This is a genomic window from Atopobium deltae (genome assembly GCF_001552785.1).
Taxonomy (GTDB): Bacteria; Actinomycetota; Coriobacteriia; order Coriobacteriales; family Atopobiaceae; genus Atopobium; species Atopobium deltae.
In genome coordinates, this window is the sequence record NZ_KQ959516.1 from 104,480 (window position 1) to 118,081 (window position 13,602).

General features: G+C 53.3%; 10 protein-coding genes and 1 pseudogene. All 11 read right to left on the reverse strand.

The genetic code is table 11. The annotated features are described in order from the left end of the window. Nucleotides 1-14: 14 nt before the first annotated feature. Entirely contained in the window at nucleotides 15-1,103 is a 1,089-nt protein-coding gene (gene rsmA, locus HMPREF3192_RS05685; protein WP_082715683.1) for a 16S rRNA (adenine(1518)-N(6)/adenine(1519)-N(6))-dimethyltransferase RsmA, read from the reverse strand. A 2-nt stretch (nucleotides 1,104-1,105) separates the two neighbouring features. Further along, nucleotides 1,106-2,713: a methionine--tRNA ligase gene (metG, locus tag HMPREF3192_RS05690; RefSeq protein ID WP_066306307.1), complete on the reverse strand. Its 1,608-nt coding sequence runs from the start codon at nucleotides 2,711-2,713 to the stop codon at nucleotides 1,106-1,108. A 40-nt stretch (nucleotides 2,714-2,753) separates the two neighbouring features. Next, a complete protein-coding gene (gene rsmI / locus HMPREF3192_RS05695) occupies nucleotides 2,754-3,602 on the reverse strand; it encodes a 16S rRNA (cytidine(1402)-2'-O)-methyltransferase (protein ID WP_066306310.1) in 849 nt (282 codons plus the stop codon). 10 nt (nucleotides 3,603-3,612) lie between these two features. Continuing rightward, nucleotides 3,613-4,656 (reverse strand): glycoside hydrolase family 5 protein, encoded by a 1,044-nt coding sequence (locus tag HMPREF3192_RS05700; RefSeq protein WP_066306311.1) that lies wholly within the window; start codon nucleotides 4,654-4,656, stop codon nucleotides 3,613-3,615. After that, nucleotides 4,653-5,177, reverse strand: coding sequence for a 6-pyruvoyl trahydropterin synthase family protein (locus HMPREF3192_RS05705; RefSeq protein ID WP_082715684.1), 525 nt, complete (start codon nucleotides 5,175-5,177; stop codon nucleotides 4,653-4,655). Before HMPREF3192_RS05705 ends, HMPREF3192_RS05700 begins: the two co-directional genes overlap by 4 nt. After that, nucleotides 5,164-6,234, reverse strand: a pseudogene (gene mnmA, locus HMPREF3192_RS05710) (tRNA 2-thiouridine(34) synthase MnmA); the annotation flags it as partial. The pseudogene mnmA and the gene HMPREF3192_RS05705, both read right to left, overlap by 14 nt. Before the next feature lie 86 nt (nucleotides 6,235-6,320). Then, nucleotides 6,321-7,382 (reverse strand): LD-carboxypeptidase, encoded by a 1,062-nt coding sequence (locus HMPREF3192_RS05715; RefSeq protein WP_197414582.1) that lies wholly within the window; start codon nucleotides 7,380-7,382, stop codon nucleotides 6,321-6,323. Between the two features lie 93 nt (nucleotides 7,383-7,475). After that, complete coding sequence (locus HMPREF3192_RS05720; protein ID WP_066306316.1) at nucleotides 7,476-9,035, reverse strand: C69 family dipeptidase; 1,560 nt, start codon at nucleotides 9,033-9,035, stop codon at nucleotides 7,476-7,478. Between the two features lie 185 nt (nucleotides 9,036-9,220). Next, entirely contained in the window at nucleotides 9,221-10,747 is a 1,527-nt protein-coding gene (locus tag HMPREF3192_RS05725; protein ID WP_066306317.1) for an AAA family ATPase, read from the reverse strand. Between the two features lie 10 nt (nucleotides 10,748-10,757). Then, entirely contained in the window at nucleotides 10,758-12,320 is a 1,563-nt protein-coding gene (locus HMPREF3192_RS05730; RefSeq protein ID WP_066306318.1) for a vWA domain-containing protein, read from the reverse strand. Nucleotides 12,321-12,332: 12 nt separating this feature from the next. Further along, nucleotides 12,333-13,595: a hypothetical protein gene (locus HMPREF3192_RS05735; protein WP_156422894.1), complete on the reverse strand. Its 1,263-nt coding sequence runs from the start codon at nucleotides 13,593-13,595 to the stop codon at nucleotides 12,333-12,335. Nucleotides 13,596-13,602: the final 7 nt, after the last annotated feature.

Genomic DNA, 13,602 nt, shown 5'->3' on the forward strand with positions numbered 1-13,602 from the left:
TCAGATCCTTCGTATTACTTGACATGCTTTTGTTGTGACAACGGCGTCAGGTTGCGACTCACAACGTCGGCTGCGGCAACAACGGCGTTGCGCATTGTCAGTGCGAGGCGAATAAAATCGTCAACCGAAAGTGCTTCCGCGCGAAGTGTTGGTTCTATTGATGTTTCCTCACAAGCGTATTCCACAAGCTCAGGCACATACCCCGCAGTGTACAAACAGTTACGCAGGGTCTTGCGGCGTTGTGCAAAAGCTGCGTCCACGAGTCGGGTGACACAGCTCAGATCATCTGACGATAAGGTCTTTCCTGTGTACGGGTCTTTACGAAGCTGTCGATCAAGGCGCACCACCGCAGAATTCACACGTGGTGGCGGGAAAAAGTTGTGAGGGCCAACCTCAAAACGGCCCGTGACCTTGGAATAGAGCTGCAACTTCACCGTATAGGCACCATAGGTCTTGGTGCCAGGTACAGCTGCTATTCGATCGGCCACTTCCGCCTGTACCATCACGACTGCGCGAGACAAACTCAAAAACTCTCTTATAAACTTGAGGAGTACCGTTGCCGCCACCTTATAGGGCAAATTGGCAACAAACATCGATGGAGCGGGTGTGGTAGCGAGTGGCGCGGCACCAGATATCTCGGACGACAGAAGTGTGCAAAATGCCGAGCGAACATCGTCGGCACTCACCTTCAGCGCATCGCCCTCAAGCAGTGCAAACTTGTCGAGCCAAGGTGCCAACGTAAGCCCATACACGGGCTTGAGATTCTTATCGGCTTCGATCGAAACAACTGCTCGCGACCTCGCAAGCAGCGCTTGTGTCAAAGTTCCAATCCCAGGACCAACCTCGAGCACGCAACTCGAATTGGGGTCCATGTCGGCAAGATCACAGATCTTCTCGACAATCGCTTCGTTTACCAAAAAGTTTTGCCCAAGGCGCTTTTTTGTTGCCAGACCAAAGACCTCAAGCACCTCGCGCGTGCCCGACGGCGTCGCAAGTTTTATGGCAGATCCTTGCTGGGCGGACCCTTGCTGAGCAGCAACCCACTGGGCAGGCGCCTGTTGTGCAGTCGTCGCAGACGAGTTGGACACTTGTCGGTCTGCCATCGCTACTCCTTGTGGCTGCTCAGACGCGGGAACAGGGCTTCTCCCTTAATCACCTCACGCTGCGACACAAGACCGCCCCAAGCGCAGACCTCCACCAAGTCGGTACTTGCGACTTGCTCCTCTAGCCCCATGCGACGAAGCGTCTCGGCCGAAGTTTGCGGCATAAAAGGCATGAGCAAATGCGCGCTAATGCGGATCGATTCCAGCAGATTGGCGATAATATCGACGAGCTCGCCACGTCTAGCTTCATCTTTGGCAACGTTCCATGGAGCCGATTGCTCAATGTAGAGGTTTGCGGCGTGGATGAGTTCCATCACTGCATTTTTGGCGCCCACATAATCCATGCGCTCCATGGATTCACGGTAGCGCGGAACCGCAGCTGACGCACAGTCGCGCAAGACATTCTCGTGAGAAGCCCACTCGCCAAGTTCGGGCGTTTTTCCGTCAAAATATTTGGCACTCATCGTCAAGCTGCGAGATACCAAGTTACCCCAGCTATTGGCCAAGTCGGCATTGTAGACCTGCTCCATGCGCTCAAAACTAATCGCGGAATCTTCTCCGTGAATGACGTCGGTCATGAAGTAGTAGCGGTAACCCTCGATGCCCAACAGATCGATAACATCGGCGGGCGCGATGGCATTGCCACGACTCTTTGACATCTTCTCGGCAGCGCCCGTCTCCGGATTGCGTACCGTCAAAAAGCCATGCGCAAAGACGTGCTTGGGCAGCGCCTCGCCGAGCGCCATCAACATGGCAGGCCAAATGACACAGTGAAAGCGGATGATGTCTTTGCCAACCACGTGATAGTCAGCGGGCCAACGCAGGGCAAATTCGCAAGCAGCGTCGGTGCCATCCTGTCCGTAGCCAACGGCAGTCATGTAGTTGAGCAAGGCATCAAACCACACGTAGGTGACGTGTTTCTCGTCAAATGGTACGGGCACGCCCCAATCAAAGCTCGTACGCGAAACGGACAAATCCTGCAAGCCGCCCGCTACAAAGCTGCGCACCTCATTCATGCGAAATGCAGGCTGCACAAAGTCGGGATGCTCATCATAGAGCGCCAAGAGCTTATCCTGAAACGCTGAAAGCTTGAAGAAGTATGACTCCTCCTGTACGCGCTGCAGAGGCCTGCCACAATCGGGGCACAGATGCTGATGCTGCGTGTGATGTTCTTCATCGGATTTGCGAACCTGATTTTCGGTAAAGTAAGTCTCCTCGGGGACGCAATACCACCCATCGTAGCTGCCCTTATACAAAAAGCCCGAGTCTTTCATTTTATTCCAGAGGTGCTGGACAGCTTTGTACTGACGAGGCTCGGTCGTACGGATAAAATCATCCATCGAAATCTCGAGTTGCTCCCACAAATTTTTGAACAGCGGTGCCTGGCTATCGCACCACGCCTGCGGAGAAAGGCCATGCGCTTGCGCAGCTTCGGCAACCTTTTGCCCATGCTCGTCCATGCCCGTCAAAAATTTGACATCGTAGCCCATCGCCCGACGATAACGCGCCTGCACATCGCACAAAATCGTGCAGTAAGCGGTCCCCAAATGAGGGGCCGCATTGACGTAGTAAATGGGGGTTGTGATGTAAAACGGCTTTGCGTGCGCCATACCTACTTCTCCTCAGATTCAAATACTCAAACTCAAATACTCAAGATTCTTGATTGTACTTCACGATGCGATCATATGCTTGCGAGCGCGATATTCCACATTGTTGCGCCACCATTTTTGCCAACGCTGACGGCGCCATATTATCGAGAAGACCACGCGCTATGACATCTTCGACTGAAGCGGGTGTAGCTCCCACGATGCTAACCTCGCGCGCCTCAGCTTCTGTCGGCGCCTCAATGACGATGACGCACTCACCGCGAAGGTCTTCTCGGCCTGCTATGAGCTGCGCTAATACAGGCGCCTTTTCGCGAACCACTTCTTCGTGCAGCTTGGTGAGCTCGCGCACGAGCGCCACACGACGATGCGGATACACCCCAGCGATGGCGTCCAACGTTTTTTTCACACGACGTGGCGATTCATAAATCACAAGCGCTCCTGGAATGGTCGCGAGCATCTGTAAGCGACGTGTTTGTTCGGATATTTTGCGCGGCAAAAAGCCTTCAAAAAAGAAGTACTGCACGGCAAGACCTGAGGCAACCAACGCACAGGTCACCGCCGAAGGTCCAGGTATCACTTCGGTTTTGAAGCCCGCGTCCAAGGCAGCATCAACCAAGCGCTGCCCAGGATCCGAAATCGCAGGCATGCCCGCATCGGAAACAAAGGCAATATGCTGCCCCGCTTCCAATTTTGATAAGATCTGAGGCACGCGCGACGCAATTACATGCTCATCACAGCGCATAAGCGGCGTTTCAATATCAAAATAATGCAAAAGCTTGGACGTGACGCGCGTGTCCTCGCATAAGACAAGGTCAGCGGCGTGCAGCGTCTGTATTACACGAGGCGCTGCATCCGAAAGATTACCGATGGGTGTTCCTACCACAGAAAGCATGCCACAGGTCCTATTTCAGCATCGCGCGCTCAAAATTGGCGAGTGCCACGCGAGCATCCCAGGCAGATAATCTATTGGAGGTCTTCCAGGTTTGAAAGAACCATGCAGGGCACACCGAAAGCAAATTGATTTGCTGTGCCACAAATAAGCGCTCTTGTGCAACGCGTCCCTCAGGTGTCATGCCTTTGGTAGCAGTTGCGATTGCCGCAGACCACTCGCCCACCATCACGGGAAGACCGCTCGTGTGCGCTTGCGCGAGGGCTTGGCGACTTGCACTCAATAACTGGGAAGCACTGGCATTGCCAAACGCTGCCGAAATAGTGCCAGGACGATACAGATGCGTATCGAGCCAGACGCGCTCGTAGCGTTTTGCTGCCATAAAATACTTCCAGTTGGCGTGGCGTCCCGCATCCGAAAATACGATTACGGAGCCATTGCCGGCGCAGCGACGAATTTCGGCATAGAGGTCGCGATACAAATTGCGCAGGTGCGATAAGGGCAGTCCTGGCTCCACCGAAAGTCCCACACGACGCATGGTTACCACTTCGTTGAGTGGCTCAATGCCAAAGAACGCCGTACGACCAACATAACGGGCAGCCAACATACCTGCAATCTGTATGAGCGCACGACGGCGAGCGGGAGTAAAGTCGGTCTTCATGCGAAACGAATGACAGCTCTTCTCGGCACCGGGCGCAAGCGCAATGGTGAGCAAAATGTTGAGCTTGTACTTGCTAGCCCAATCGAAGGCCTTATCGACATACTCGATATACGAAGCGTGAAAGCCCGCGAGCGGACCGTCTTCGCCAAAAATGTGCCACGGAATGGGCAGACGCACCGCATTATAGCCACGATCGGCGATCTGCTTAAAATCGGCCTCAGTGATGAAGCTTTGTACGTGCTTTTGTACGAGCTCGCAGTAGGCGTCTTTGCCCAGCTTATTCGCAAGAGAAATGGGGTCGAGGGTTGACGTCTGAGAAAAAAGCTCGGGCGTGACCCACGGCTCAAGCATGAGCCACCCATCAAGGTTGACGCCTTGCAATTTTTCCTGCATCATCGTGTCCCCTTTTCGTTTGTCGCGGCAGACGTTGCGTCGGCACCGCACGCAGCATCGTGCGCGCTCGATACGCCATCGGCACCGCTCGCACCACTGTTATTATCACACGTATAGGTCGCGCAATTAAGGGGCGTTTCGTACATATCTACTTGCGCAACGGGAAGTTTTTTCTCGATGAGTTTCTCGGCAAAATAGCGTGCCAGATTTTCGGCGGTCGTACGGAAAGGCAAGGTGGTTATCGAGAAGCCCTCCGCTTCGAGGCATGCAACGGTTGCGGGGCTCAGCGAGTTTTTCTCGAGCAGCAGCGTATGGTCGAGGGTTTTTGCCAGAGCGCGAACCTCCCGCTTAAACACGCCAAAGTCCATAACCATGTCCTTCATCGTGCCTGCTTGTTGCAGCTCATCGCAGCGCAGGTAAACCACCACCCGCCAGCGGTGGCCGTGGAGGTTTTCGCACTTGCCATAGTAATCGGTTAAAAAATGCGCTGAATCAAAGGCGCTCTCTGTTTTAAGTGAGTACATAGCCCCTCTTTATAATGATGCCGCCACAAACGAGGCGATCCTTATCGTAAATCACAACGGATTGCCCTGGTGCAATCGCGCGAATAGGTTCGTCAGTGTGCACGTGAAAACTCGATGCACCCGTCTTGGTAATCGTGGCTGGATGACGACGCCCATGATACGAAACCACAGCGTCAGCATGAATGACATCCTCGGAAACGCCCGAGGGCCACAACGCCTGCACCGCATCAAAATCGCTGGCCATAAGCTCTTCGGCTGGCCCCACCACAATGGTGTTGGTCACGGGATTAATATCGACCACATAAATGCGTTTACCTGCAGCAATGTTAAGTCCCTTGCGCTGGCCAATCGTGTAGTGGAAGATGCCTTTGTGCTTACCAAGGACATTTCCTGCACTGTCGACGATATTGCCCTCTTTGGCAACCACTCCCTTTTGCCGCTCCAAAAAACCAGCATAGTTGCCATCGGGCACAAAGCAAATGTCCTGGCTATCGTGCTTGTGCGCATTATCAAAACCACAGCGCTCGGCAATGGCGCGAACTTCGTCTTTTGTTTTGAATTCGCCTAAAGGCAGCAGCAAATGCTCGAGCACCTCGGGAACCGAAGGATACAACACATAACTTTGGTCCTTCTGAATATCAACCGCAGTGTAGAGCTGCATCACGCCTTGACTATCGCGCGCAGTACGAGCATAATGACCCGTCGCAATATACTGGCAGCCAAGCGCCTGCGCACGCTGCCACAGCAGGCCAAATTTAAGCCAGCGATTGCATTGAATGCACGGATTGGGTGTCGCACCCTGAACATAGCCTTCCACAAAACGCTTGATAACCGTTTCGTCAAATTCACGTGTTAAATCAAAGGTCAGATGAGGTATGCCAAGCTTGATGCACACTGATTTTGCATCAATGGCATCTTCAAGACGACAGCAGGTGCTGTTACGCGCCAGCATCATCGTCGCACCAATGCATTGGTGTCCTTGTTCAAGCAAAAGCTGCGCTGCGACCGAAGAGTCAACACCGCCACTCATTGCTACAAGAACCTTACTCATACAACCATCCTCAAAAACACGGCGATACGCTGCCGTGAGCCGAACAACCTACCGTGCGCTGCGGCAGCACAGCTCGCTAACAAGCCACCGAATTACACCAGCTCCATGGTAACGCTTATGCGCCCCTTATGTGCAGCAACCCTTGCATAACTTCCGCAGATAAGCGGCATCATAGGAGGTAGATGGCCTATATCTGCATTGATAATGATTGGTTGTTGTATACCCAATTCATACAAACTATCGAGAACTGCACGATTTTGAGTCATACCCATTTGACACTCATCATAACGATACGGTCGCCCCACCATAAATCCTGCTGCTATGTCAAACCAGCCAGCTTGTGCAAGCTGCCACAGTGCGCGACGCACCTGCAAAGGTCCCAGATCACAGGCCTCCAAAAACCAGATGACTCCATCGGAAGCATAACGTTTGTTAAAACGAGCAACCTCATCAAAACGCGTGCCACAAAGATTGATGAGAATATCGAGACAGCCGCCCAGTAGTCGTCCCTGCATCTGCACAACGTCGTTGCCACCAGGCGTGCCATCACAGGCAGCAGCATCCACAGACGGGCACGCAGCAGCATCAAACCGAGCGGCGCTATAACTTTGTACGCTGGGCTTCTCGACAGCGTTATAGGGCACCAGTGGATGCTCTGCACTTTTAAGCGATTGCAGCTCCCAACCATCATAGGAATGCACGCGCACACTGTCACCAGCTCCAAGACCAAGCAGTGCGAAGGCATCATGCAGCGAGGCATGCCAAGGGCGCATACCAAAACTGGGTGCACACGGTGCATAGATCGAGGCTACATCACACAACGTTGGCAACAAAAAGCCAAAGTTGGTGTTATCGGAATAGCCCATAAACCATGTTGCGGGATCGTTTGTAAGTCGCTCAAAATCGAGATACGGCAGCAGTTCGCACATGAGCTCTCCACCGCCCGCAGACAGCAGCACCTCAGAGGCTGGATCGCCATAAGCATCCATGAGCTCTGCGGCGCAGCGCGCAGGCGTCGAAGAAATTCCCACTCCATCAGATACACGAACGCAGGGCCACTCCTTAATGGAATAACCCTGCGCACGCCATTGTTGATAAGCAGAAGCAAGTGCCGAAACATACGGCTCAGTTGTCGCTCCAAACGATGGTGCCACAACTGCTATCGAGCCCGATTGAGCGAGTGGTTGCGGATACCTCACTTGCTCGTCCTGTTCTTCTTGTTGTGTTTGCCCTGTTAATCACCCATGTTATGCATCGGAACGTGCATAACCGTTCTTCATGTTGAAGCTCGCTGTCAACAAGACATTGTCGAGAAGTTCGTCGGTTTGCTTCTTCAGCGCGTCGACGATCTCCTGGTTGGCCTTTGCTAGCTCGCCAGCTGCCTGGTCGTAGCCCAAGCCCGCCTTGGTAATCTCGTCATCAAACTTGTAGACAAAGTGACGACCCATAGCACCGTAGGTCTCCTGATAACGCTCGATATGAGTGGCGCACTCGTTAAAGTGAGCGTCGGCCATCGCGGCAACAAGACGGTTGGCCCAGTAGAAGCTCTCGGAAGTTACACGCTTTGTCGTGTTGGAAATGTACTCGGGGTTGGCATTGGTGTTTGCGTACAAAGGTACCAACACGTTGTAGGTGTTGCTGCCGTAAGCAAGCCACTGAACTGCAGCAATGGCCTCGGGTACGTACGGACGAAGCTGAATAACCAGAAGCTCACCATTGCGATTAATACCAATGGGACGATACTTACCGCGCTGCGAAGGATCGCCGTAGTGCGCGTATGGATCGTATGGAGTGCCCTGGAAGTGCAGGGACAGCACATACTTAACGTCCTCAATGGTGATGGGGTTCTCGGGCTCGAGGCACCAAGGAATGTCATCGTCCTCGGGAAGCCAGCCAGAACCGTGGTTTTCCCAGTCCATGTGGGGATTCAGCACGCGGTGCATGTTCCAGGCACGAGGCGAGTTGTACACGCGGTCGGCGTCGGTCCTGCTGCCAAACGCAAGACGAGGGTTGAAAAGGGTATGATCTTCTGCCTCTTCAAACTCGGACTCGATCCAGCCAATGCTTGCGCGGCTATTCTCATCGAGCTTATCGAGGCGATACTTCTGGATAAACTCGCGCAGGTCAGCGCTGGCCATGAAGCACTTCTGCTCGCCTTCTGCATCGGTGAGGTCGAAGGCGTCAATGCCCAGCTGGTTGGGCATGGTTACATACATGTCATCGGGAACGCGGCGAGCCATCCAGTGGTGACCACCAATGGTCTCGAGCCACCAAATCTCGTTGGTGTCCGAAAACGCGATGCCATTCATCTCGTAGGTGCCGTACTGCTCAAGAAGAGCACCAAGGCGCTTTACGCCATCGCGGGCGGAGGTGATGTAGGGCAATACCAGCGTCACCATGTCCTCTTCGCCAATACCGCCGATGACCTCGGGGGTGTAGTCGGCGTCGCCAGGTTTGCCCTGTGCGGCGTGGTACTCAACCAAAGGATCTGCACCCAAAACACGCTCGTTGGAGGTGATGGTTTCGGTTGCGGTCATGCCGATGTTTTTCTCGTTAACGCCAGCCGCTGCCCAAAGCCCGTGGCCATCAACAGCCTCGGGAACTGAGGTGTAACGCATGGGGTTGTCGGGGAGTTGCACCGTTACATGACTCAGAACACTGGTGTACGTACGAGGTTGGTCGGCGGGTTGAACCACCAAGAATTTCTTAGGACAAAACTCGTCAGAGCCTGAATCCTCGTTGCGAGCAATAATGGTAGAGCCATCCAAAGAGGCATTTTTACCTACCAAAATCGTAGTGCAGGCCATATTGTTTCCTTTCTACAAAGGTTTATAGACAGCGTACATATACAAAGTTTACTAGGGATGACTATGGATGGATCCATAGTTTTTCTAGCGAGCCTCATACATATATTCAACAAACTTATACCACGCTTGGGCGGTGCGTATCCCCTCTTTTCTCTGAACAGTCGCATGCGCTATGCAAGCGTAGTTTACGCTTGGCGCGCCTCCTTCAAAAGCTCGAGGCCGCGCTCTTCAAACATCAGCGCTTTGCTCGCGCGCGTGAACGCCTCAATGGGATGCGCCGACACAAACGACATGAAGCTGTGATCACACGACAGACGACTGACCATAACGAGCATCTCCTGCGCACTGCCAAAAGCGGTATCCACAAATGCCAGCGCCGCATCAACATGGGCCGATACCTGCTGCGCATCAGTCGCCATGCGCTTGCAAATCGAAGCGAAGCTCGCCTTAATAACCTCAAACAAGCCTTGCGTTGTCGCAGCAGCCGTACCCGTCTGAATCAACGCCTGGTTAGTACTGGCGCGAATCTCGTCGAGAATAGCAGCGGTTTTGCTCATCAGCTCAAGCGTAGCAGCATCGATTTTACCCTCGGATTTCAGTTGTGCAAGCTGGCTTGTAGCAGTATGCGCAAGGTCATCAATGCGATGGCACAAGGCAGTAGCATCCACATCAACCAACTGTTCTTGCAAATCTTGCAAGTTGCGCTTGACGCCTCGACAGGCCTGCTCAAAGCGCTGTTGCGCATGCACTTCCAGAAGCAGGGCATGTATGAGCAGATTAACAACCGCGAGGCGCTCGGCAAAGGCAGCATTTTGCGCACGCAGGACGATGTCTTTACTCACGGTCTTCTCGAGAATTTCGTCGACCTTATAGTCATCCTCATATTTGCGGAACAAATCAAGATAAATCGAGAAGTCCTCGGCGATGCGCTGATCCTGAATGTACTGCGAGACAAGGTTCAAATCGACGGGGAGCTTCTCGGCGTCGTAGGCATAAATGATGCGCGAAAGGTCTTCCCAACCGCGGGCGGTGACGATGCGAGCGCCACCCGAGACGGCGCGAACCTTGTAAAACGAATCGGGTTTGTTGGCCAAAAACGTCGTGATGACGGGGTGCACGCCATGCGCCACGGCATAGTTGAGCCATACCTCGAGGTCAGCCTCAATGTCGATGCGCTTCATGCGGTCCATCATAGCGGGGTCAAACTCGCGGGCCGAGCGATTGTACTCGGGAGGATTACCAGCGCACACAATCACCCAACCTGCAGGAAGGCGATGCTGGCCGAAGGTTTTATACTGCAAAAACTGCAGCATGGCAGGCATTAAGGTCTCACTGGCGCAGTTGATCTCGTCCAAAAACAAGATGCCACTGCGCACACCCGACCGCTCGATACTGTCGTGTACGGCGGCGATAATTTCGCTCATGGTATAGCGAGAAACTCGATAGCTTCGATCATCAAACGTGGCCTTATCGATATAGGGCAAGCCCAGCGCCGACTGACGCGTGTGATGCGTGATGGAATACGACACAAAATTGATGTCCATACGCTTGGCAATTTGCGCAACAATAGCAGTTTTGCCAATGCCTGGAGGGCCCATTAAAATCAGCGGGCGCTGCATTCTGAAGGGGATGCGATATGCACCGAACTCATCCTTGGATAAATAGGCCTTAATTGCACCTTCTACCTGCTGTGTTGCTTCACTAATGTTCATACCATCATCCTTAATAGACTGACATTGATTCACATTGTCCTGAATTTATCGTGAGTTGTATAGCCCAGGCAGGCACCAAATCCGGTCGGTGGTCCTCGTCATAAAAGACGAACGCCACTTTGTAGGGTGGCATGGACTCAGGATAGATTCCCCAACCGTCGGTAAAGTAAATCACGCCTGCTAAATCATCAAATTCTCCCGCCTGGCGAAGTTTTTGAATGTAGCGAAATGCGGGACGAAAGTCGGTGCCGCCAAAACCCGAAAGCTTGATTTTTTTGCGCCACTGATTCATGTCGCCGAGACTCGTAATTTTGGTATCCGAACGCACCTCGAGGTCACACTGAATGATGTGGATGTTGATCTTTTGGAAGAACGATTCTGTGCTCGAGAGCACGTCGTAGGTAGCATCCACAAACGATTGCACAATTTTGCCCGTAACCGAGCTCGAGGTGTCGATGACGATCACAAAATCGCGAATTTTGTTTTTGTTGGTATATTCCAAGGGTTCGATAAGGGGCATGTCGTCATACAACGACAAACCATAGGTGTAAAAGACATAATCAAACTCATCATCCGATACGTGCATTTCCTCTTGATAGCTGGCAAATTGCCGCAAAAACTCTCGATAATCCAACTGCTCATGTTGGCTGACTTCCAGCTGATGGATAAGCTCGCGTAGCTTGGATCCGCGCTGGCGCGAAAGAGTTTCGAGGTCAACACGCATATTGCGCGCGATGTTCGACCAGTTTTTTTCAGCGCGTTTCATTTGCGCTTCCGTTAAGGTGAGTTCGGAAGGCACACCCGATAAGGTCGGCTTTTGTTGGTCGGCATCGTCTGCGTCTGCGTCGTCGGCTTCTTTGGTTAAGTTACTTGCCGCTTGCTGTTTGGAAGCTTCTTGAGATGCGGAATCGTCGTTTTGTTTTTGTTGGGGTTGCTTGGCTTGTTGGACTTGCGGCTGCTTTTGTTTGGACGCTGCGTCTTGTTGGGTGCGCAGGGCGTCGTACCACAGCTCGTGATCATCCACAAAACAGAGCGCTTCCCATTGCTCGTGCTGCTTGACATAGGCTTCGTGCAGCGCGGATGGGGCTGTATCAGTCGTGGAGGTATCGCTGACCTGCGGGGCCTGCGTGAAGTGGTGATACAAGCGCTCGGCCGTCAGCTGTGCGTTGGTTTGACGCATAAGAAGGCTCAGCAGCTCGTCGATCTTCTCGCCACGCTCACCTGGACGAGTGCCCACAATGTCGCTGCTAATCATTTCGGCGATAATATCGCAGGCAAGGTTCCAGGCGTGGCTATGAATGCGCTTGCCGATCAGAGGATGCAAAAATAGGCAGTGCGCCACCACGTGCATATAGTCGTGCAGAGGCAGCTCGCCCGTTCGAGAAAAGAGCTCGATGAGCTGATTGGGATCGACAAACAGCTGCTGCCCGTTGGTGGCAAAACAGGTTTTTTGCTGGTGCATTTGCACGTCGAGCGCCCCGAGTGCAGCGGCCAAAAAATGGTTATTCGCGACAAGGTTCGCCTGTATGAGCTGCACAATGCGCAGTGCTAAATCTATGCGATCCTCACTCATACATCATCCTTTTTAGAGTAAAAAATCATTCAAAAAATCGTCGGGGTCCGGCACGGCAAAAAGCTCCTGTTTTTTTCGCAAGAGCCAGGTTGCGGCTTCGGCATACCCCGCTTCGGAGGCCTGCTGTATAGCATCCACAAATGCCTGCTCGTCGAATGCGGGTGTAGTGTGTGGCGTGGTGGAGGAGGCGTCAGCCATTGTTGTGTTCATCCACGGCTCAAGTTGATGCAAGGCTGCTACACAGCCATGGCGCGCAAGAAGCTGCAGAAGTGCATTGTTTTCGTCCACATTGCTTGAGGGGGACAAAAACTTGAGCATGCGCTGGATAAGCGCCACGTCGTCTCGAAGCCACGCAAGCTCATGCAGCTGCTGCAAAAAAATCTGCGGTGCATGCTCACACACGAATTGCATCACACGTTCATCAGCGCGAGGCACGATCGTCGATGCCATAATATGTGTGATTCGTGCGCTGTGGTCGGGCTTCTCGGTACGGTCGGACTTCTCGGCAGCAATGTCACCAAACACGCTGGGTTTCTCGGCAGCCACACTGAGCTTCTCGGCACGTATATGCAGCAGTTTTTGCGCAAGGTCAAAACAGATATCGGCGGTACGGTCGTCGCGCTCGTTTTTGTGGCGCACACTGTGCCACGCGCGGACCAAACAGGCGCGAAAAATGTCGTCAAAAACGTCGTCATCAAACAGGCCGTCGCACGCGATGCGATACACACAGTCGCAAGTACGCCGCAGGTCAAATGGCTGCACGTAGAGTGCGCCAAGGAGCTGCTCTTTTCCGTTGAACGCCACGAAAATCTCGGTTGCCAGCGTCGGATCCATGGGGTTCAAAAACAGCGTCGGACTTGAATGCGTCAACGCAAAACGCGTGAAGACCTCTTCGTGTGGGAGCATTTCGATGTGCTTGCGCACGGAAGCATCCACCTCGCCGAGCAAATCGACCCCCTGCTGCAAAAGCCAGCGCGCACAATCCTCGTGGGCGCAGCGAAGTGCAAGCGCAAGTGCCCAAGACGGATACGCAAAGGGTGCAAGAAGCTTCCATATGCGCTGCAACACAGCCAAATCACCAAAGGCGGCGGCACGTTCGAGAAGATCAACGCATTGTGTTGCAGTAAGCTGATCTGCAACGGTCTCGAGATCCTCCAGCGCTTTGTCGAGACGCGTGGGTACGTCGGACGTAACTGTTGTGGACGCAGCCACTGTAGGCACACCCGCGGACGGACGCTCCTCTGTGAGCAACTCTTGCAATAACGAAACTGACACGTCACAA

Bases quoted from the DNA above. Each gene is read 5' to 3' on its own strand.
- rsmI (WP_066306310.1), bottom strand. From the start codon at position 3,602: ATGCTTTCTGTGGTAGGAACACCCATCGGTAATCTTTCGGATGCAGCG.
- HMPREF3192_RS05720 (WP_066306316.1), bottom strand. From the start codon at position 9,035: ATGGCCTGCACTACGATTTTGGTAGGTAAAAATGCCTCTTTGGATGGC.
- metG (WP_066306307.1), bottom strand. From the start codon at position 2,713: ATGGCGCACGCAAAGCCGTTTTACATCACAACCCCCATTTACTACGTC.
- HMPREF3192_RS05730 (WP_066306318.1), bottom strand. From the start codon at position 12,320: ATGAGTGAGGATCGCATAGATTTAGCACTGCGCATTGTGCAGCTCATA.
- rsmA (WP_082715683.1), bottom strand. From the start codon at position 1,103: ATGGCAGACCGACAAGTGTCCAACTCGTCTGCGACGACTGCACAACAG.
- HMPREF3192_RS05705 (WP_082715684.1), bottom strand. From the start codon at position 5,177: ATGTACTCACTTAAAACAGAGAGCGCCTTTGATTCAGCGCATTTTTTA.
- HMPREF3192_RS05725 (WP_066306317.1), bottom strand. From the start codon at position 10,747: ATGAACATTAGTGAAGCAACACAGCAGGTAGAAGGTGCAATTAAGGCC.
- HMPREF3192_RS05700 (WP_066306311.1), bottom strand. From the start codon at position 4,656: ATGATGCAGGAAAAATTGCAAGGCGTCAACCTTGATGGGTGGCTCATG.